At 71.7% G+C, this 19,605-nt stretch carries 23 protein-coding genes; 13 read left to right on the forward strand and 10 right to left on the reverse strand.

Going from position 1 to position 19,605, the window contains the following annotated elements; genetic code table 11:
- From ACFQO7_RS11910 to tnpA, 4 genes are all read right to left on the reverse strand, one after another.
- Positions 1–1,077, reverse strand: coding sequence for a M20 family metallopeptidase (locus ACFQO7_RS11910; RefSeq protein ID WP_465252383.1), 1,077 nt, complete (start codon positions 1,075–1,077; stop codon positions 1–3).
- 145 nt (positions 1,078–1,222) lie between these two features.
- Positions 1,223–1,681 (reverse strand): cupin domain-containing protein, encoded by a 459-nt coding sequence (locus ACFQO7_RS11915; RefSeq protein ID WP_376806420.1) that lies wholly within the window; start codon positions 1,679–1,681, stop codon positions 1,223–1,225.
- A 150-nt stretch (positions 1,682–1,831) separates the two neighbouring features.
- Entirely contained in the window at positions 1,832–2,782 is a 951-nt protein-coding gene (locus tag ACFQO7_RS11920) for a hypothetical protein (RefSeq protein ID WP_376806421.1), read from the reverse strand.
- A gap of 91 nt (positions 2,783–2,873) precedes the next feature.
- Positions 2,874–3,290, reverse strand: a complete 417-nt coding sequence (gene tnpA / locus ACFQO7_RS11925; protein ID WP_376806422.1) for an IS200/IS605 family transposase — start codon at positions 3,288–3,290, stop codon at positions 2,874–2,876.
- Positions 3,291–3,328: 38 nt separating this feature from the next.
- Between tnpA and ACFQO7_RS11930 the strand changes: the two genes are divergently transcribed.
- Entirely contained in the window at positions 3,329–4,537 is a 1,209-nt protein-coding gene (locus tag ACFQO7_RS11930; RefSeq protein ID WP_376806423.1) for an RNA-guided endonuclease InsQ/TnpB family protein, read from the forward strand.
- Positions 4,538–4,658: 121 nt separating this feature from the next.
- On the opposite strand, the gene ACFQO7_RS11935 is transcribed toward ACFQO7_RS11930, so the two are convergent.
- Positions 4,659–5,525, reverse strand: coding sequence for a sulfotransferase domain-containing protein (locus tag ACFQO7_RS11935; RefSeq protein ID WP_376806424.1), 867 nt, complete (start codon positions 5,523–5,525; stop codon positions 4,659–4,661).
- 89 nt (positions 5,526–5,614) lie between these two features.
- Positions 5,615–6,244 (reverse strand): DUF5317 family protein, encoded by a 630-nt coding sequence (locus ACFQO7_RS11940; RefSeq protein WP_376806425.1) that lies wholly within the window; start codon positions 6,242–6,244, stop codon positions 5,615–5,617.
- A gap of 173 nt (positions 6,245–6,417) precedes the next feature.
- Between ACFQO7_RS11940 and ACFQO7_RS11945 the strand changes: the two genes are divergently transcribed.
- A complete protein-coding gene (locus ACFQO7_RS11945; RefSeq protein WP_376806426.1) occupies positions 6,418–7,920 on the forward strand; it encodes a metallophosphoesterase family protein in 1,503 nt (500 codons plus the stop codon).
- Between the two features lie 4 nt (positions 7,921–7,924).
- Here ACFQO7_RS11945 and ACFQO7_RS11950 read toward each other — a convergent pair whose 3' ends face one another.
- Positions 7,925–8,401, reverse strand: coding sequence for a hypothetical protein (locus ACFQO7_RS11950; protein ID WP_376806427.1), 477 nt, complete (start codon positions 8,399–8,401; stop codon positions 7,925–7,927).
- A 142-nt stretch (positions 8,402–8,543) separates the two neighbouring features.
- On the opposite strand from ACFQO7_RS11950, the gene ACFQO7_RS11955 reads away from it, so the two are divergent.
- Both ACFQO7_RS11955 and ACFQO7_RS11960 read left to right on the forward strand, forming a co-directional pair.
- Positions 8,544–8,774, forward strand: coding sequence for a hypothetical protein (locus ACFQO7_RS11955; RefSeq protein WP_376806428.1), 231 nt, complete (start codon positions 8,544–8,546; stop codon positions 8,772–8,774).
- Between the two features lie 59 nt (positions 8,775–8,833).
- Positions 8,834–9,256 carry a hypothetical protein gene (locus tag ACFQO7_RS11960; protein ID WP_376806429.1) on the forward strand — a complete coding sequence of 141 codons (423 nt, stop codon included), beginning with the start codon at positions 8,834–8,836 and terminating at the stop codon, positions 9,254–9,256.
- 240 nt (positions 9,257–9,496) lie between these two features.
- On the opposite strand, the gene ACFQO7_RS11965 is transcribed toward ACFQO7_RS11960, so the two are convergent.
- A complete protein-coding gene (locus tag ACFQO7_RS11965) occupies positions 9,497–10,714 on the reverse strand; it encodes an MFS transporter (RefSeq protein ID WP_376806430.1) in 1,218 nt (405 codons plus the stop codon).
- Positions 10,715–10,797: 83 nt separating this feature from the next.
- Here ACFQO7_RS11965 and ACFQO7_RS11970 point away from each other — a divergent pair, with 83 nt between their 5' ends.
- From ACFQO7_RS11970 to dhaK, 5 genes are all read left to right on the forward strand, one after another.
- A complete protein-coding gene (locus tag ACFQO7_RS11970) occupies positions 10,798–11,856 on the forward strand; it encodes a LacI family DNA-binding transcriptional regulator (protein ID WP_376806431.1) in 1,059 nt (352 codons plus the stop codon).
- A 61-nt stretch (positions 11,857–11,917) separates the two neighbouring features.
- A complete protein-coding gene (locus tag ACFQO7_RS11975; RefSeq protein WP_376806432.1) occupies positions 11,918–12,778 on the forward strand; it encodes a class II fructose-bisphosphate aldolase in 861 nt (286 codons plus the stop codon).
- Positions 12,772–13,557: an HAD-IA family hydrolase gene (locus tag ACFQO7_RS11980; protein WP_376806433.1), complete on the forward strand. Its 786-nt coding sequence runs from the start codon at positions 12,772–12,774 to the stop codon at positions 13,555–13,557. The genes ACFQO7_RS11975 and ACFQO7_RS11980 overlap by 7 nt, the downstream gene beginning before the upstream one ends.
- Positions 13,554–14,195 carry a dihydroxyacetone kinase subunit DhaL gene (gene dhaL, locus ACFQO7_RS11985; RefSeq protein ID WP_376806434.1) on the forward strand — a complete coding sequence of 214 codons (642 nt, stop codon included), beginning with the start codon at positions 13,554–13,556 and terminating at the stop codon, positions 14,193–14,195. Before ACFQO7_RS11980 ends, dhaL begins: the two co-directional genes overlap by 4 nt.
- A 17-nt stretch (positions 14,196–14,212) precedes the next feature.
- Positions 14,213–15,208: a dihydroxyacetone kinase subunit DhaK gene (gene dhaK, locus ACFQO7_RS11990; protein ID WP_376806435.1), complete on the forward strand. Its 996-nt coding sequence runs from the start codon at positions 14,213–14,215 to the stop codon at positions 15,206–15,208.
- Between the two features lie 17 nt (positions 15,209–15,225).
- On the opposite strand, the gene ACFQO7_RS11995 is transcribed toward dhaK, so the two are convergent.
- The gene (locus tag ACFQO7_RS11995; RefSeq protein ID WP_376806436.1) at positions 15,226–15,360 is read right to left on the reverse strand and encodes a hypothetical protein; all 135 of its coding nucleotides are present in this window, start codon (positions 15,358–15,360) and stop codon (positions 15,226–15,228) included.
- A 294-nt stretch (positions 15,361–15,654) separates the two neighbouring features.
- Here ACFQO7_RS11995 and ACFQO7_RS12000 point away from each other — a divergent pair, with 294 nt between their 5' ends.
- From ACFQO7_RS12000 to ACFQO7_RS12015, 4 genes are all read left to right on the forward strand, one after another.
- Positions 15,655–17,286: a SpoIIE family protein phosphatase gene (locus tag ACFQO7_RS12000; RefSeq protein ID WP_376806437.1), complete on the forward strand. Its 1,632-nt coding sequence runs from the start codon at positions 15,655–15,657 to the stop codon at positions 17,284–17,286.
- A complete protein-coding gene (locus ACFQO7_RS12005) occupies positions 17,283–18,344 on the forward strand; it encodes a cobalamin B12-binding domain-containing protein (protein ID WP_376806438.1) in 1,062 nt (353 codons plus the stop codon). Before ACFQO7_RS12000 ends, ACFQO7_RS12005 begins: the two co-directional genes overlap by 4 nt.
- Before the next feature lie 9 nt (positions 18,345–18,353).
- Positions 18,354–18,713: a gamma-glutamylcyclotransferase family protein gene (locus tag ACFQO7_RS12010; RefSeq protein ID WP_376806439.1), complete on the forward strand. Its 360-nt coding sequence runs from the start codon at positions 18,354–18,356 to the stop codon at positions 18,711–18,713.
- 168 nt (positions 18,714–18,881) lie between these two features.
- The gene (locus tag ACFQO7_RS12015) at positions 18,882–19,214 is read left to right on the forward strand and encodes a YciI family protein (RefSeq protein WP_360535757.1); all 333 of its coding nucleotides are present in this window, start codon (positions 18,882–18,884) and stop codon (positions 19,212–19,214) included.
- 7 nt (positions 19,215–19,221) lie between these two features.
- Here ACFQO7_RS12015 and ACFQO7_RS12020 read toward each other — a convergent pair whose 3' ends face one another.
- Positions 19,222–19,581, reverse strand: a complete 360-nt coding sequence (locus tag ACFQO7_RS12020; protein ID WP_376806440.1) for an STAS domain-containing protein — start codon at positions 19,579–19,581, stop codon at positions 19,222–19,224.
- Between the last annotated feature and the right edge of the window lie 24 nt (positions 19,582–19,605).

Below are 19,605 nucleotides of genomic sequence, written 5' to 3' on the forward strand. Positions count from 1 at the left end.
CTACGACGTGCGGATCGCCGCGATCAGCCCGGTGACCAGGTTCGCCCGCTGCGGCATCGCGTCGATCAGCAGGTACTCATGATCGGCGTGCGCGCCGCCGCCGACCGCGCCGAGCCCGTCGAGGGTCGGCACACCCAGCGCGGCCGTGAAGTTGCCGTCGCTGCCCCCGCCGACGGATCGGCCCGCCACGCCCGGCATCAGCCGCTGGGCCAGCGCGAACAGCTCTGCCGACGCCGACTCGGGCATCGGCGGCCGGTCGACGCCCCCGGCGACGGTGACCGTCGCGCCGGGCAGCCGCGGGGTGAGGGCCGCGAACGCGGCCGTGACCCGGTCGGCCTCGGCCGGTGTCTCGACCCGCACGTCGACGACGATCCTCGCCTCGGCGGGCACGACGTTGTCGGTGGTGCCCGCCGAGGCGACGGTCGGGGTGACGGTCGTGCCGAGGTCCGGCCGGCCGATCGCGGCGATCGCGAGCACCTGGTGGGCGGCCTCGACCAGGGCGTTGACGCCCGACTCGGGTTCCAGGCCCGCGTGCGCGGCCCGGCCGGTGACCGTGACCCGGAACGTGCCGCAGCCCTTGCGGCCGGTCTTGAGGCCGCCGCCGTCGGCCGCGCCTTCGAGGACCAGCACCGCGCCGCAGGCCAGCGCCCGCTGCTCGATGAGCGCCCGGGAGCTGCCGGAGCCGACCTCCTCGTCGGCGCTCACCAGGATCTCCACCCCGGTCCGGTCGGGCAGCGCCGCGATGCCGTGGATGGCCTGCACCAGGCCGCCGAGCATGTCGAAGACCCCGGGCCCGGTGGCGCGACCGTCGCGGACCTGGAACGGACGCCGCCGCAGCGTGCCGATCGGGAACACGGTGTCGTGGTGGCCGAGGATCAGCACCCGCGGCTCGCCGCCGCCGCTCCAGTGCACGTGCGGGCCCGCTTCGCTGTCGACGAGCATGGCCCGGCCGCCGAGCCGGTGCTCGATCACGGCGACGAGCGTCTTGGCCGAGGCGGTCAGGGCCTCGTGGTCGCGCGAGGGGGACTCCACCTCGACGAGGGTCCTCAGGTCGTCGATCATCGCGTCGAGGTCCACGCGGGTGCTCCTGGTTCTGTGCCGGGGTCGAGGGCGGGTCCGCCTGCGTGCGTCAGGCGGATACTGCCATCCACCCGGTCGGCGCACTACGTCAGGAGGGTCGCGCCGTGATCAGGATCCGACGCGCTTCACGGCCGGCCGCGGATCAGTCCGGGACCCGGATCGGGTCGCCGGTGTCGGAGATGAACACGACCAGCAGTTTCGCCGGTTCGGTGGCGCTGGTGTTCTCGGTGAGCACGTGGTGGGCGCCTGGCGGCTCGACCCAGTTCTGGCCCGCGCTGTACGTCTGCACCGGCTGGCCTTCAAGCTGGCTGCGCACCGCGCCGCTCAGGACGTACGCGTACACGAACGCCTGGCCGTGGCGGTGCGGGACCGCGCGCGAGCCGGGCGGGAAGTCCACGATCGCCGAGGTGAACGTCTTGCCCGGCACGTTCGCAAGCGGCTGCTCGACCAGTACCGTCACGGTCTCCTGTGGTGGTTCCTCCCGCTGCACGGCGGCGACCGGCACCCGGTCCGCAGGACGTTGCGCCGTGGTCGTCCAGCCGACGGCCCCGGCCGCCAATCCGACGGCGAGCAGGGCCCCCGACACACGCATTCCGATCATGACTGATCCTCCTCAGCCCTCGGTGATCGACTCCCTCCGCCGGACCGATGGACACACGCCGTCGTGCAAGCCGGTCCAGTCGCATTGTCCTGCTTCGGAGCACCGATCACCTCGCGGAACAGGTAATCCGTGACGGACCGGCCCGCGCCGTCAGCCGTCCAGCCCGTGTCTCGCGGCCACCGCACGGGCCTGCGGCGACCTTCGCGGCCCGTGTTTGAGCAGGTCCCGGGCGTGGCCGCGAAAACCCCAGCGGGCGGCGACGTCGGCCGCCTCCCAGAACAGCCGGTCGGGCACCGACCACGGCAGGCCGCCGACCCAGCGGTCGACGACGCCGGACCGGGTCCGGGTGGACTCCAGCATGGCGAACGCCCGGCCGGTGAGGACGTTCGCGACACCGTCCACGGTCGCGGGCACCGCATCGTAGGACACCGACAGGACACGTTCGCGTGACAGGACATCGCGAAGGCCCGCACCCGACGAGACCGCTTCGGCGGGGTCCGCCGTGCCGATCTCCACGACGCCGACGGTGACGATGAGGGTGCCTTCGCCGTGCTCGCCGGCATCGAAGCCGTCGCGCAGCTCCACCGTCTGGGCGAGACGATCGGCGGGCAGGACCCGGTAGAACAGCGTGCCGTGCGCGTCGGGACCGCCGAGCCGCCCGGTGAACCCGCGGCCGGCCAGGATCGCGGCAACGCCGTCGGCCAGGGCGTTCATCGCCGCCGGTGGCAGCCGCCGGTCCCGGGGTGTGCGCGGACTGCGGTTGATCGCCAGCAGCGCACGGATCGCCGCGGCGTGCACGTCCGGCAGCGACAGCACGCTGCGCACCAGCACGGCCTCGCGGTCCACGTGGTGTGCCGCGTCGATGCCGGGCTGGTCGGCCAGCTCGTCTGCGAGCCCGTCGGCGTACGACGACACCGTGTCGTCCAGACCGACGACCGTGTTCCACTCGGGCTCGTCGACGGACTCCACCTCGGCGACGCTGACGATCCAGCGCAGGTCTTCGACACCGAGTCCGGCGTCGTCCTGCGGGTGCCGGGGGAGAGGGCGGGCATCGGCGAGGGCCTCGGAGACCGGGTCGTCGCAGCTGGGCGTCAGCCGCACCGGTCGAGGCGTGCGCCGCCGAGGCGTCAGCAGGACCTTCAGCAGTGATTAAGGCTGGAACGCCGGCCCTTCAGGGCCGGGAGGAAAGCCGTCACCCAGCCGGGCGTTTCTGGTTCTCGATGTACTCCTTGACGACGGCCAGTGGTGCTCCGCCACAGGATCCGGCGAAGTACGACGGCGACCAGAGGTGCCCGCCCCACAGGTAGCGGGACAGGTGGACACGGAACTCCTGTCGCAGGTAGCGGGCTGAGACGCCTTTGAGGCTGTTGACCAGTTTCGAGATCGGCACGGCGGGTGGGTAGTGCACGAGCAGGTGGACGTGGTCGGTTTCGCCGTTGAACTCACGTAGCTCGGCGCCGAACTCGGCGCACACCGCGCGCATGATCTCTTCGCAGCGGGTGAGGATCGGGTGGGTGAGCGCCCCACGTCGGTACTCCGTGGTGAAGACCAAATGCGCGTGCAGGTTATGGACGACGCTACGGCCGCATCGTACGTCGGGATCGGGCATCCATCGCGGTGACCCAGTCCAAATGCTACCGTCGGTCGGTGAAGCTGGTAGTGCAGGTCAAACTCCAGCCCACGCCGCAGCAGGCGTCGGCCCTGGAGGCGACACTGCGTGCGTGCAACACCGCAGCGTCGCAGGTGGCCGTCGTGGCCCGGCGTACCGGCGTCTACCGCAACTACGACCTGCGCAAACACACCTACCAGGCGATCAAGGACGACCACCGGCTCTGCGCGCAAGCCGCCCAGCACGTCATCAAGAAGGTCAGCGACTCCTACAAGACGTTGAAAGCGAACATCCGCGCCGGGAACCTCGGCAAACCGGGGTCGAAACGCCGCCGCACCGCCGAAACCAGCCCGGTCTGCTTCCGCTGGGATGCCGCACAGCCCTACGACGCCCGGATGCTGTCGTGGCAGCATGATGTCCGAACCGTGTCGATCTGGACCGTCGACGGCCGCCTCAAGGGCGTGGGAATCACCGGGTCGCCAGATCAGCTCAAGGCCGTCGCGACCGTGCCGGTCGGGGAGTGCGATCTGGTCCACCGCGACGGCATGTGGTTCCTCTACGCCGGCGTCGAGGTGGCCGAGCTACCGACGTACGAACCCGATGGCTTTCTCGGCGTGGACATGGGCATCGCCAACATCGCCTACGACTCCGACGGCAACCGCCACACCGGGACCCGGCTTAACGGCTACCGCCGCCGCCAACTACGGCTGCGGGCCCGACTGCAACGCAAAGCCACCAAGTCGGCCAGGCGACTACTGGCCCGACGCCGCAAGAAGGAAGCGCGCCACTCCGCGAACGTCAACCACCGCATCGCCAAGACCATCGTGACCGAGGCTGCACGCACCGGGCGCGGTATCGCCGTCGAGAAGCTGACGGGCATCCGCGACCGGGTCCGGCTCCGAAAGCCCCAACGGGTCACACTCAGCTCATGGTCGTTCCACCAACTCGGGGCGTTCCTGACCTACAAGGCACGCCGAGCTGGTGTACCGCTGGTCCAGGTCGACCCGCGCTACACCTCCCAGACCTGCAACCAGTGCGGGCACCGCGACAAGCGCAACCGTCCCGACCAGGAAACGTTCACCTGTCGATCGTGCGGGGTCGTTGCCCACGCCGATCACAATGCAGCCCTCAACATCGCCCAACGTGGTGTCGAGGACTGGGGCGCCAGTCAATCGCCCGCACGCGGCCTCATCTCGCAGCCAGCGAGGAAGAGAGATCTGCAAGCCTGGCCCTTCAGGGCCGGGTAGTTGACGACAGCCCAGACGATGACGCCGACGGCGAGCAGGAACCTCGGCACGACGAGGATCCTCCACAGCAGCCGGGCGCGCACTCGGACAGGGTGGCGAACTCCGCCGCCGGCCGCAAGCGCTAGGCGGCGGGGTAGCCCAGCCGTTCGGCGAGGTCGCCGTACCGGGCCCGGAAGGCCTTGCGGTGGCGCTCGTCGAAGTGGTTGCGCCAGTCGCCGGGCACGCCCTTGCGGTAGTGGTTCATCTCGTCGACCTCACCCGGCCTGCGCTCCGAGTCCGACAGCCGGGTGAACGTGTAGTGCTCCACCGCCAGCTGTGGGAACGAGCGCGGCAGCCGGTCCAGGGTGAACGCGGGCAGCGCGCGGCGCAGCCTGGCCCTGCCCGGCTCGGCCCGCAGCACACCCAGCCGCCACCGGACGGCGGCGGTGCGGACCAGCTCGCCGACCGCTCGCGGCGGCACCAGCAGCCGGTAGTGGTCGAAGATCTGCGTCCAGGTCGCCACCTGCTCGCTGATCTGGTCCTCCATCCGCAGCTCCAGCACCTCGGGCTGGTGGTAGTCCCAGGTGTCCATGTGGTCGAGGAAGTACCCGCTGAACTCGATCTCCTCCAGCAGGCCGTCCGGGACGTCCAGGTCCAGCAGCCGCTTGCGGTGGTCGATGAGCTCGTGCCAGGTCACCCCGAGCGCGTGTACGCCGTGGGTGTTGCGGTGGCTGAAGTAGCCCGACACCACGATGTCGCGCGGGTCGCGGATGACGTTGACGGTGCGCCGCTCCGGCAGGGTCTCGTAGTCGCGCTGCGCGATGTTGGTCAGTGACAGCAGGTCGACCCGTTCCTGCCGGACGAGTTCGGCCAGCGATCCGTAGGGGGCCCACTGCTCGGGCGCGATGACGGTGAACATGTTCAGGCCGAGCAGGCCGCAGGCCTCCCGCAGGATGGCTCGCGACCAGCTGGACGCCGCCTTGTGACGGCCGGAGTAGACGAGCAGCACGCGACCTCCAGAGCCGTCTGCCACACACGCCGACAGCGCCGTCGGCCACCGGGCATCGAGGGTGATCGAGACGTAATCCTGCAACATTGTTAACAGACGGGCAAGTGATCGCGTGAAGCGCCTGATGAAGACCGGTCGGTCGCACGGGCTGGGCGCGCGGCTGATCCCGGCCTGCGCATGGCCACGGCGATGACTGCCGCCCCGCCGAGCATGATGAGGATGTCGCCGGGGCTGAGGACCCTCCGGATCGGCCGGAGCGGGATCACGTCGCCCAGGGCCGCCAGGCGGGTGTTCCCGTCGGCGGGCTGGTTCTTGGGGGTGACGGTGCCGGGTGGCAGGCCGGCGATGCGGGCAGCCTCGACCGAGTACGGCATGCGTCCGTTGAGCAGCACGACGGCGGCGTTCAGCCCGGCGCCGAGCGCGATCACCAGGATCGCCGCGCTCAGCGCCGGTCGCGACCACCGGACATTGAGCGTCAGCCAGAGAATGCCGGTCCCGAACGTCACCGCGAGCATGGGGATACCGGCGTCCTGCTCGACGGATCTCCGCACGGCGGGCAGGAAGTACTGCGCCGCCTGCACGCCGACTGCCACCCACAGCAGCCACAGCGCACGTGGCGGGACGGCGGTCAGGTGGGTGAGCCGGCCGCCCAGGGCGTAGCCGGCGGCGATCCCGGCAAGGGCCGGCGAGTCGAGGAGAACGAGGGTCGCGAGGCTCAACCACCTCCCCCCCACTGTCCATATGGGGCATTCCGGCACGCGGACCAGCAAGTGCTGGACTGCGGGAGACTGCCGTGGGAATGGCCAAACCTCGAATAGCACCCAAAAGTGACGATAAGGTGCGAATGGTGCGGAACAGTTCGAACGTCGAACATGTGCTTAAGGGGGACGGCGTGAAGAAACCTCGGCATGTCGCGCGGTGGGGGCTCATCGCCGGGCTGCTGGTCGCGGCGGTTCTCACCTCGGCGACGGTGTCACCGGCACACGACGGTGGCGGACGCGGGGACGGCGGCGGCTACGGCCCGACCCCGCCACCCACCCCGCCGCCTCCGGGGACGCCGACGCAGGAGGCCTGGGCGTGGACCCAGCTGATCCCGGGCGGCGCCCAGGTCCGGGTCGCCACCCCCGCGACCACCTGCCCGATCCTGGTCGTCACGACCGGCGCCCAGGCGGTACGGCACCAGATGGTCCTCGAAAGCACCGTCGCCCTCTACCCGACCACCGCCACCGTCTGCACCCGACGGGTCGCCGCCACCGCCACCGCAGCCCGCATCGACGCGGCGACCAGTCCTGTGCCGCTACGGCCGAACGCGAACGGCGCCGTGCCGCTGCCGAACTGGACCCAGCCCGGCTCGACGACCAGCCGACCGGCGAACATCGCCCTGATCGGCGACACCGGATGCCGCATCCCGGCGACCGGCACACCGCAGGCCTGCACGCCGCAGGGCTGGCCGTTCCAGCGTGTCGCGACCAACGCCGCGAACGAGCCGGCACCGCCGAACCTCGTCGTGCACCTGGGCGACTACATCTACCGGTCCCGGCCCGGCCCGACGCCGTCGCCGTTCTGCGGCGGACCGGGGACCAGCCCGAGCATGCACACCTGGGGCTGCCTCGTCGCCGACTTCTTCCAGCCGGCGGCGCGGTTGCTGGAGCAGGCGCCGTTCGTGTTCGTGCGCGGCAACCACGAGACCTGCGGCCGCTCGGGCGAGGTCTGGTTCCGCTACCTGGCCCCCACGCCGAGCCTGACGGCGTGCGGCGCGCCGAACCCGGAGGACTTCAGCCGGCCGGTACGCATCGACGCGGGCACCCTGGGGCTGCTGCTCATGGACACCTCCTGCGCCTCCGACGAGGCGAACCCGCCGTCCTGCGCCCTGGCTCAGCGGCCTGCCCGGTACACCGCGCAGTTCAACGAGGTGAACAACAGCCTCGTGCGGGACGGCGACAACTTCCTGCTCAGCCACACGCCGATCTGGGCGGTGCGCGGCGAGACCGCGGCGGGCAACCCGGTATGGATCGACGAGATCCTGTCCGACGCCGTCGCGGCGACCGGCCTCGGCATCCTCGACCGGCGGATCGACCTGGTCCTGGCGGGCCACATCCACCTGTACCAGATGCTGACCTTCGAGACGAGCACACAGTTCCACCGCCCGCCGGTGGTGACGGTCGGCGCGTCGGGCACCGAGCTGGACCCGAAGACGTGGCAGGACAGCGCCCTGATCGGCAAGCTCCTGGACGGTGTCGCCATCGGCGAGCTGATCACGGTGGACCGGTTCGGCTACGGCGTGCTGCGCGACACCGGCACGACGTGGAACCTGCGGTTCTTCAACCAGTTCGGCACCCGGGTGCCGGGCACGAACTGCAACCTCGTCGGCGCGAGGTTCCCCAACTGCCTGTGACGGTTCAGCTCGGCTCGCGTCGCAGACTCGGGTTGTTGAGCATGTCGGTCGCCACCATGACGCGGCTGGGATCGCGGGGATGGACCCGCACGGGCACCACGATGCCCGGACGGATGCGGTCCCAGCGCGTCCGGTGGTACGGCTGGCGGGCGGTCGCCGGGTACGGTGCGCGGCCCGGCACCTCGACGGTCATGGTCAGGCGGAAGTAGCGCACGTCGTTGCTGTCCCACTGGGCCGTGGGCTTGACCTCGGTCACTAGGCCGCGGCCGTCGACCCCGTGCCGGAGGATGGCGTCGCGCCGGTCGCTCCAGCGGTTGAACAGGAAGAACACCACCATCAGGACCACGCCCACGCCCACGAACGCGGGGCTCACCCACCATCGCTCGTCGTCGCGGTCGAACACGACGAGCGCGACGAGCCCGATGCCGACGAACATGAGGCAGAACGCGTACTGGCCGATGCGGCGAAGCAACCGGAACATCCATACACTGTGGCGGGCATCGGGTGGCCGGGCCATAGGCCGGGAGCGTCGTCTTTCCGATGGTGGCGCCCGAACCGGTCGGCAGCGCCGGATCGTGGCCATTCCGCCCTGGTCGGTGACCTGCCGTCGGTACCGTGAGCACATGACGACGGTGACGGCGAACGATGTGCGGGTGCTGGCGCGGTCCCGGGACACCGACCCCGTCCTGGCCGTGGTCGACGGCGAGCTCGCGGTGATTCCCGAGGCCGAGGTCAGGGAACAGGACAGGGTGGTGTGCACCCAGCGGACGCTGGTCCACGAGCTGGGCATCGAGGTGAGCGACATCGAGGCGCAGCTGTTCGCCGGGCGCCTGACCGCGCTGCTCGCCGAGTAGCCGCAGCGGCGGGGGTTCGGGGACGGTGGGGATGGACGCGGCGCTCTAACCTGTCGGCCATGCTGAACAGCGATCCCGTGGCAGCCATGCGGGCCAGGCCCGCCTATGTGGTCAGCGTGTATCTCGGCCGACTCGCCCTGATCGCCCTGGCCGTGAACGTCCACGAGATGGCGGGTTACACCAGGCACAGCCCTTTCACCAAGACCCACCTCATCGCCCTGGCCGCGTTTATCCTTCTGTTGTTCTTCTCGTACGTGTACGGCGAATCGGCTCGTCCGGTCGAGGAGGTCGACGGGCCACGTCGGCCGCGGGCCGTGCTGGAGCAGCGGCTGAGCTTGGCCAGGTTCGTCGACTTCTTCGTGTTGTGGTGGCCGCGGCGGTTGCCGGGCGGCCACCCGCCGAAGGCCGAGCAAGCCGCCGCGAACGTCGCCGATGCTGCGCGGCGCCCACTGCGCAAGCGCCTCGGCGGTGGTCGGCGTTGACCTGGTTGGTCGTACGGCACGGTAGCGATGGTCACCGCCGGCCGCGCGCCGTCCGGGCTGAGCGCGCCATGCTCGTCCGTCCACCGCGCGTGCCGACGGCGTCCTATGACACCGCCGGCACACGCGCCCCGGTCCGGCTCGCCGAAACCCATGCAGCCGAGGCCGAGCCGGGACACCACCAGGCCCGTGCCGCCCAAGCGGGTGTACTCCATCGTGGACCTCCCTTGTCGGTTTCGGTGCTCACCGGACCGCGCGCGGCAGCGCCAGGAGCACCAGCAGCGCTCCTGCGGCCATGACGGCGAACACCATCGCCATCCCGAACGCCTCGGTGAGCGGACCCACCACGACCGGCGCGGAGATCGCGCCGACCCGCGACAGGGCCGAGACCATCGACGCCGTACGCGCGGCGGGGATGCCGTGCCGCACCGACAGCTGGTCGCCGGCCCCGAACAGCAGCGGGAACACCGGTCCGGCTCCGATCCCGGCCGCGGCGATCGCGACCAGCGCCGCGCCGGCCGGTCCTTCGGCCACGGTGACGGCGAACCCGGTGAGCACCGCCAGGACCATCGTCACGCCGCTGCCGGCGGCGACCGCCCGCGCACCCCACCGCCGCTGGGCGGGGTCGAGGACCAGGCGGGACAGCACCAGCCCGGCGGCGAACAGCACCGGTGCGACCGCGGCCAGCTGCGGTGCGGCGTCCAGCCCCCGGCTGAGCAGCAACCCCGTCCACTCCTGCCCGGGACTCTCCACATAGCTGGCCGCCAGCGCCGCCACGGCCAGCACCGGCAGCACGTGCCGCAGCCGGACCGCCCGGCCGCGCTGCGCCGGCACGTCCGGCCGCTGCGAGGTCGGCGTGGACGGCAGGGTGGTGGCGACGTCGGGGCGTGGCCGCCACCAGGTGGCTGCGAACTGCACCGCGAGCACGACGCCCGCCACCACGCCGAGGTGGACCAGGACCGGGACGCCCAGACCCACCGCGGCCGCGCCGAGCAGCCCCGCCCCCGTCAGCGACAGCGACCAGGTGGCGTGCATCCGGCCCATGAGCGGGCTGCCTGCGACCTGCTGGACCTTGACCGCGGCGGCGTTCATCGTCACGTCGTGCGCGCCGTCGAACAGGTTGGCCAGCAGCAGCGCGGCCGCGAGCAGGTACAGGTCGGGCGCCCAGACGACGGCGACGGCGAACAGGGCGTATCCCGCACCGGCGACCAGCGTCGCGCCCGACCCCCGGACGGCCCAGGTCAGCGCCGGTGCGACGAGCGAGCCGAGCAGGCCGCCCATGGCTGCCGCGAACAGCGCGGCGCCGAACTCGCTCTCGCCGGCCCCCACCCGGTCCGCGATCTCGGGGTAGCGCGTCAGCAGGCTGCCGTAGAGCACGCCGTTGACCGCGAACGCCGCCGCCGGCCGGGACCAGTCGGCGAGGCGGATCTTGCGGGCGGTGGTGCTCGAGGCGAGGGCCACGGGGTAAACTTATACGTATCAGAACGCGCGGACAAGCTCAGTTATACGTATAAGAAGACACCGGCAGCTCAGAGAGTGATCACATGGGTACAGCTCCGCGGCCCCGGATGACCGACCTGGCCCGTGCCCTCGGCGTCAGCCAGGCCACCATCAGCAACGCGTTCAACCGGCCCGACCAGCTGCGGCCCGAGCTGCGCGACAGGATCCTCGCCGCCGCGCGCGAAGCCGGATATCCCGGACCCGACCCGCTCGCCAACACCTTCCGCCGCGGGCGGACCGGCGCCGTCGGCTTCATCGTCCACGAACCGCTGCAATACCTGTTCGAGGACGCCACCGCCCGGCTGACCATGGCGGGAGTCGCCCGCGCCTGCGGCGAGCACGGCTCATCGCTGGTGCTGGTGCCGCGAACCGAACCCGGCCGGCCCGACGTCGTCTCCTCGGCACTGGTCGACGGGTTCGTCGCGTTCTGCGACCCGCTCGAACCCGAGCGCACCGAGCTGCTGCGCGCCCGCGGGCTGCCCGTGATCGGCCTGGACGCCCCGGTCGCCGAAGGCCGGCCGTACGTGGGCATCGACGACCGGGCTGCCGCCCGTTCCGCGGCCGCCCACCTTGCCGCGCTCGGCCACCGGCACTTCGGCGTCATCAGCTTCCCGCTGGCCCGAGGGTCCGCGCCCGGGATCGCCCCGGCGGGCCTGGCCGCCCCGACCGACTACGTCGCCAACCGGGCCCGCCTGGCCGGATACCGCGACGGCATCGCGTCCGCACTCGAGGGCGGCGGCTCCGCCGTCGTCGTCGCGGCCGCCGGGGTCGAGGAACGCCACGGTGCCGCCGCGGCCGCCGCGCTGCTCGACCTGCCGTGGCCGCCCACGGCCATCCTCGCGATGGGGGACCGGCTCGCCCTCGGCGCGATCTCGGCCGCGGTCGCGCGAGGCATCGCGGTCCCCGGCGACCTGTCCGTGGTCGGCTTCGACGACATGCCCGACGCCGCCACGGCGCGGCCGCCCCTGACCACCGTGCGGCAGCCGCACGACGAAAAAGGCGCCCAGGCCGTCCACCTGCTGTTCCAGCAGGGACCTCCGGCCGGCCCGGTGCTGCTGCCCACCGCATTGGTGATCCGCGGGTCGACGGCGCCGCCTGCCTGACGCGGGTGCGGATTCTCGGCAGCGCCAGCGGGCGGGCTGCGACGTAAGTAACGTTCGTGACATGGGTGTGGTGCCGCTCAAGGAGATCGTCGACCGGGCGATGGCCGAGCGATACGGCGTCGCCGCGATCAACATCGTCAACGACCTGACGCTGGAGAGCGTGCTGGCCGCCGCGGTCGAACGGCGCTCGCCCGTCATCGTGCAGACCTCGGTGAAGACGGTGCGCTCCATCCGGGCCGACGTGCTGATCGCCATGTGGAAGGCGATGACCGCCGGCATCGAGGTCCCGGTCAGCCTGCATCTCGACCACTGCCCGGACCGGGCGGTGATCACCGAGTGCCTCGCCAAGGGCTGGAACTCGGTGCTGTTCGACGCTTCGCTCCTGCCGGTCGAGGAGAACCTGCGCCAGACCATCGAGGTGGTCGCCGAGGCCCGCGCGCACGGGGCCCACGTCGAAGGGGAGATCGAGGCGATCAAGGGCGTCGAGGACGACGTCGGCTCCGACGAGGACTCCCGGCGGCAGTCGCTGGAGACCTCGGTCCGGTTCGTCGAGACCTCCGGCGTCGACGTGTTCGCCCCGTCGATCGGCAACGCGCACGGCGTGTACTCGGCCACCCCGCACCTGGACGGGCAGCGGGTCAGCGACATCGTCGCCGCGACCGGGGTGCCGATCGCGCTGCACGGCGGCACCGGGCTGACCGACGAGCAGTTCACCGACCTGATCTCGCGCGGCTGCGCGAAGGTGAACGTCTCCACCGCCCTCAAGGTCACCTACATGACCTCGAACCTGGCCTTCCTGCGCCAGGCCGAGGAGAACGACAAGTGGGACCCGCCGTCGCTGTTCAAACACGTCGCGGCGGACGTCACCGCCATGGCGGCCGGCTACATCGACCGCTTCGGCAGCGCTGGGCGCGCATGGTGACAGCGCTGATCTTCGACTGCGACGGTGTGCTGGCCGACACCGAACGCCACGGCCACCTGCCCGCGTTCAACCAGACGTTCGCCGAGTTCGGCCTGCCGGTGCGCTGGGACGAGCAGGAGTACGGCCGCAAGCTCGCCATCGGCGGCGGCAAGGAACGCATGAGCAGCCTGCTGACGCCCGAGTTCGTCGCCGCGGCCGGCCTGCCCGAGGATCCGGCCGGCCAGGCCGAGGCCGTCGCCGCCTGGCACCGGCGCAAGACCGCGATCTACACCGCCATGGTCGCCGCCGGTGACCTGCCCGCCCGGCCCGGCATCGCCCGGATCGTCGAGCAGGCGCACGCCGCCGGCTGGCCGCTGGCCGTGGCGTCGACGTCGGCCGAGGCGTCCGTGCGGGCCGTGCTGGAACACGCCGTCGGCCCCGAGCGGGCCCGCGACTTCACCGTCCTGGCCGGAGACATCGTGCCGCGCAAGAAGCCGGCCCCCGACATCTACCTGCTGGCACTCGACCGGCTCGGGCTGGCCCCGCAGCGGGCCGTCGTCATCGAGGACTCCCACAACGGCCTGGCCGCGGCGGTCGCGGCCGGGATCGCCTGCGTCGTCACGGTCAACGGCTACACCGCCGGCGAGGACTTCACCGGCGCGGCGTTCGTCGTGGACTCCCTCGGCGATCCCGGCGCCGACCCCGTCACGGTCCTGGCCAACCACAGCCCGGCCACCCCCGGGCCCTATGTGACGCTGACCGATCTTGCCGCAGTCCTGGGGGAAAGGGATCCGGCATGACCGACAACCCGCTGCCGGCGGTCGAGTTCACGGTACGCACCATCGCGCAGACCGCCGTCGCCAACGAGAAGTACTTCGGCGACCTCGACGCGGTCGTCGGCGACGGGGACTTCGGCTACTCGCTGGCCCGCGGCTTCGAAGCGGTCATCGCCGACTGGGACACCTTCGACCGCACCGACACCGCCACCTTCCTGCGCAAGGTCGCCGTCGTCATCACCAGCCGCATCGGCGGCACCTCCGGACCGCTGTGGGGCACCGCGTTCCTGCGCGCGGCGGCCGCCGTCACCGGCAAGACCCGGCTCGGCGGCGACGACGTCGTCGCGATGCTGCGCGCCGCCGCGGACGGCATCCAGGCCCGCGGCGGCGCCGACCTGGGTGACAAGACCCTGCTCGACGCCCTCGTGCCCGCCACCGACGAGCTCGCCCGCCAGCTCGGCCAGGGCAGCGACCCGCACTCCGCCCTGCGGGCCGCGGCGACCGTGGCCCGCACCGCCGCCGACCAGACCGCCGGGCTCCAGGCCCGCCGCGGCCGGGCCAGCTACACCGGCGAGCGCAGCATCGGCAGCGTCGACCCCGGAGCCGCCGCCGTCGCCGTCATCTTCGAAGCACTCGCCGACACCTGGCACGACAGATTCTGAGAGCAGGGGAGTCCACCATGAAGAAGTTCGTCAACGACCCCCGCCAGTTCGTCCCCGAGATGCTCAGAGGCGTCGCCCTGGCCAACCCGGACACGCTGCGCTACGTGCCGGAGTACAACCTCATCATGCGGGCCGACGCCCCGCGCGCCGACAAGGTCTCGGTGATGCAGGGCTCGGGCTCGGGCCACGAACCGGCCCACGTCATGATCGTCGGGAAGGGCATGCTCGACGCCGCCTGCCCCGGCGACGTCTTCGCCGCCCCGCCCATGGACTACGTCCTGGAGACCAGCAAGCTGCTCGCCTCGCCCAAGGGCGTGCTGCACATCGTGAACAACTACACCGGCGACCGGCTGGCCTTCGACATGGGCAAGGAGATGGCCGAAGCCGAAGGCGTCCAGATCCAGACCCTGATGGTCGACGACGACGTCGCGGTGTCCGACTCGACGTTCACGATCGGCCGGCGCGGCGTGGCCGGCAACTTCTTCGTCATCAAGGTCGTCGGCGCCGCGGCCGAGGCCGGGGCTGACATCGACGAGCTGGTACGCCTCGGCAACAAGGTCAACTCTGTCACCCGGACCATGGGCATGGCGCTGACGTCCTGCACACCTCCGGCCAAGGGCTCGCCGCTGTTCGAACTCGGCGCCGACGAGATGGAGATCGGCGTCGGCATCCACGGCGAACCCGGCCGCCGCCGCGAGAAGCTGGCCAACGCCGACACGATCATCGACGAGCTGCTCGACGCCGTCGTGTCCGACCTGCCCTACGAGCGCGGCGATGACGTCGCCCTCATGATCAACGGCCTGGGCGGTACGCCGATCGGGGAGCTGTACCTGCTCTACGGCCGAGCCCACGAGCAGCTTCAGGCGCGCGGCATCAACGTCCGGCGCAACTACGTCGGCGAGTACTGCACGTCGCTGGACATGGCCGGCGCCTCGCTCACCCTCGTCAAACTGGACGACGAGATCGTGCGCGGCCTGACGGCTCCCGCCGAGATCGCCATCCGGACCTTCTGACCGGCGCAGGGCTTGGTTCAGCCGCCGGTGTAGTCCGGATCGTCGGGCCCTTCCGCCGGTTCGATCGGGTGCGGGGTGCGTCCGCGCTGCTCGCGGATCTCGGCCTCGTCGTCCTCGCGGACGATCTCCGGCTCTTCCGGGGTCTTGCTCATCGCCGCCTCCTCGTTCGGGCATCGCAGACGTACCCCTGACCTGCGATTTTCAGTCATCGGCGAAGCGTTGTGGAAGCTCCTGGGGGCGCGACGGCGGGCAGTGTACGACCGCCGACCGACACTCCGGGGAAGTGACCGGCGTCACGATTGCGAGGTCGGGGATCGGGTATGAGCCGCAAAACTCCGCGGCCTCGCGTCGTGTCGCGGCGGCCATGGCAGGGTGGGTGAATGCGAGAAGAGATCACGACGGTGCGGTCCCCTCATCCCTCCACGGTTGACTCTTCTGATGTACACGTGTTCACCGGACACGATGCCGCCCAGCTCGCCGCCGCCGAGGCGGCCCAGGCGCAGCAGGGACCGCCCTGGGCCGAACTGCTCGACGGCTCCGACGAGATGATCTTCGTGGTGGACCGGGCCGGTGTCGTCCGGGTCGCCAACACCGCCGCCGTGAACACCCTCGGCCTCACCGTCGGGCACACCGTGACCGCGCTGCCGCTGGCGGGGCTCCTGCAGGGACCGCCCGGCTCCTTCGACCTCGACCTCGACGAACGCCGCCTGCGCGGCCGGGGCGCGCCGAGCGGCGAATGGACCCGCTGGTACGTGCGCGACGTCACCGACCAGGTCATGCGCGTCGACGCGCTGCTGGCCGAACGGTGGCGCTCGGCGTTCCTGGCCGAGGCCGGTCGCCGGCTGGGCTCCTGCCTGAACCGGGTCCGCGCGGCACGGACCACGGCCCTGCTGGCGGTGCCCGCCCTGGCCGACTGCGCCGTCGTCGTGCTCGACGGCGAGCGGGAACTGGCCTGGTTCCGCGTCGACGTCGGCCCCGAGGACCGCACGGAGACCACCGGCTCGCTGCCCCGCTGGACACTGCGCCCCGACAGCGCGCTCGACCAGGCTTTGACCGGGCTCAGCGTGCTCGACGATCCCCGGCTCGGCGACGACATCGCCACCCTGCTGGCACCGGGCTTCGGCACCGTCGGTTCCGCGATGGTCGTGCCGCTGCCGGGCCACACCAGCCCGGCCGGGGCACTCGTGCTCGCCCGCCACGCCGGCCGCGCTCCGTTCGAGACCGTCGAGGTGCACCTGGTGCGGCAGTTCGCCGCCCGCGCCGGTGCGGCCATCAGCGCGGCCACCCTGTACGCCGCGCAGGCCGACGCCGCCGAAGCGGTCCAGCGCAGCGTCGAACCGCCCGCACTGCCGCAGGCGCCCGGCGTCTCGCTCGGAGCCGCGTACCGTCCCGCCTGGGAACGGCTGCGCATCGGCGGCGACTTCTACGACGTACGCCCCGCCCCCGACGGCAGCGGCACCTGGATGTTCGTCCTCGGCGACGTGTGCGGCAAGGGCATCGAAGCCGCGGTGCAGTCCGGCAACACCCGGCAGAGCCTGCGCGCCCTCTGGCTGACCGAGTGCCGCCCGCTGCGGCTGCTCGACCTGCTCAACCAGGCCACCCTCACCGGCGACGAACCGACCATGGCCACCCTCGTCGTCGGCACGATGGCCACCGGACCCGACGGCGAGATCGCCGTCACGCTCGCCACGGGCGGCCACGCGCCACCGCTGCTGCTCCACATCGACGGCACCGTGGCGGAGGTCGAGCTGTCCGGCACCGCCATCGGGCTGCTGCCCGGCGCGCCGTTCGGGGAGACCCGGCTGACGCTGCGGCCCGGCCAGACACTCGTCCTCTACACCGACGGGGTCACCGAAGCCCGCGGCCGCTCCACCGGGCACCCCCTGTTCGGGCCCGAGCGGCTGGCCGCCGAGATCCAGGCATACCAGGGCGCGCCCGCGGCCGTCATCGCCGAACGCGTCGCCCAGCGCGTCACCGACTGGGTCGGCGACCGCCTCCAGGACGACATCGCCGTGCTCGTCATCCAGGCCGAGCCCGCACCCGACACCGCGACCGGCGCAAAGGACACCCGGCCATGACCGCAGCCGTATCCCCCGCAGACCGCGAGCAGTACCTCGCGCTGGTCGGCGACGGCGCCCAGGCCGGCGCGGTCGACTTCGCCCTCGCCCTGGCCGAGCGCGGCGTGCCGCCCCGTGCCGTCCTGCTGGACCTGGTCGCGCCGACCCAGGCCCGCATCGGTGACCTGTGGGCGCGCAACGAGTGGAGCGTCGCGCAGGAGCACGCCGCGACCCACGTCAGCGAACAGGTCGTCGCCGCGCTGGCCGCCCGCCACCGCCCGCAGACCGCCGCCGGCCGCGGTGTGCTGGTCACCGCTTGCGTGGACGGCGAATGGCACGCCCTGCCCGCCCGGCTGTTCGCCGAGATCGCCCGCTGGGACGGCTGGGACGTGCGTTTCCTGGGAGCCAGCGTCCCCGGCCCGCACCTGATCTCCTACCTGCACCGGCACGGTCCCGACGTCGTCGCGGTCAGCTGCTCGGTGCCGACGCGGCTGGTCGCCGCACATCGCGTCATCGAAGCGGCGCAGGCCGCCGGGATACCCGTGCTGGCCGGCGGGCGCGGGTTCGGCCCGGCAGCGCGCTGGGGCCGCAAACTCGGTGCCGACCGCGTGGCAGCCGGCGCCGGTGACGCGGTCGAGCTGCTGCGGTCTTGGCTGCCCGCCATAGCCGGATCCCACCCGCTGCGGGAGTCGTTCGTCAGCGACGACGAGCACATCCTGATCGCCAAGCGCAACCCCCAGCTCGTCGCCGCCGCGATGGACGACCTGTCGCAACGCTTCCCGGCACTGCGCGGCTACACCCCGCTCCAGCGCGAGGCGACCGAATTCGACCTCGGCCAGATCGTCGAGTTCCTGTGCGCGGGGCTGTTCGTCGACGACCCCGAGCTGTTCACGACGTTCCTGGACTGGCTGCGGATCGTGCTGGCCACCCGCGGCGTCCCGCCATCGACCGTGGACCTCGTGCTCGACGTGTACGAGCAGCAGCTCTACGACTTCCCCCGGGCCGGGGCGCACCTTGCGGCGGGGCGCAGACGCCAGGCGCTCGCGGCTTCGCCGGCCGGCGGTGAAGGTAGGGGATAGTCTGGTCCGGTGAGTGATGATCTAGGGCCGACTCACCGCCTGGCGACCTACGGAAGTCTCGCGCCGGGCAAGCCGAACCATCATCACCTGCACGGCCTTGCCGGCCGCTGGTTCCCGGGCCACGTGCACGGCCGGCTCGTGGACGCCGGATGGGGCAGCGCCCTCGGGTTCCCCGGGCTTGCCGTCGACCCCGACGGCGGGCGCGTCGGCGTCCACGTATTCGAGTCCCGCGACCTGCCCGCTCATTGGGCGAGGCTCGACGAATTCGAAGGTCCGCAGTACGAGCGAGTCGTCGCCCGAGTGCACACGCCGGGCGGAGGGGTCGATGCGTGCATCTACGTGGTGAAGGCCTCACCAGCCGGGACGTGAGATCCGGCCGCGAGGGGCGCGGCTGCCGCCGCGCAGGACGCCCGTGGCTCAGCGGGCCGGCGGAGCTCGCGGGCATGGTTCGTAGGTTTGCCCGCCCGCCTGAACGGTGAGTTGGTAGCTGTCACCGGCCGGTCCGGTTCGGTGACCTCTGCCACGGAAGGACCCGTCATGGCGAAGTTTTTGACCATCGGATACGGCGACGAGGCCGGATACGACCGTACCGCTGCGGAGCTGCGCGCTCGGGCGCATGCCCATGATGCCCGGCTGCGCGACGCCGGTGCCGAGTCGGGGATCGCCGGCTCACCTGTGCAGGTGAGAAATCATGACGCCGCCGGGGTGGTGGTCGAGAAAGGCCCGTTCATGTCGGCCTCGCTTCCGGTGGCCGGGTTCGCCCTCATCGAGGCTGCCTCGATCGAGGAGGCGATCGAGGCCGTGTCCGCGACTCCGTGCGCGATCGCGCACGGAGTCGTCGAGGTGTGGCCGTTGGACGAGTCGGCGTAGGCCGCCGCTAACGACTGCTGGTGATCACGACACCCGGCGTCGCCCAGGGCGAGAGCACGTCCACGACCTGCCGGACCATGCCGTCCGGCCTCAGGTAGACGTGAAGCCGTCCGCCGGCTCGCCGCATCGGCTCGCTGGCCTGGAGAAGCAGCCGCCAGGCACGGCAGCTGATGAAGTCGAGCCCGGTCAGATCCAGGTGCACGTCAGGGGTCCCGCCGGTGATGGCGTCGGCGAGTGCCGTGACCACCAGGTGCTCGTTGGACAGATCCGCCTCACCGCGCACGCGCACGGTCCCTGTCGTGACGGTGACTTCCAGCGGCGCGGCCGGCGGTGTTGACCGGCGCTCGTGTTCGGCATCGATATACACGGCCACCTCCCGGCGAATCGCCGA

Source organism: Catellatospora aurea (assembly GCF_042663325.1).
GTDB classification, from domain to species: Bacteria; Actinomycetota; Actinomycetes; order Mycobacteriales; family Micromonosporaceae; genus Catellatospora; species Catellatospora aurea.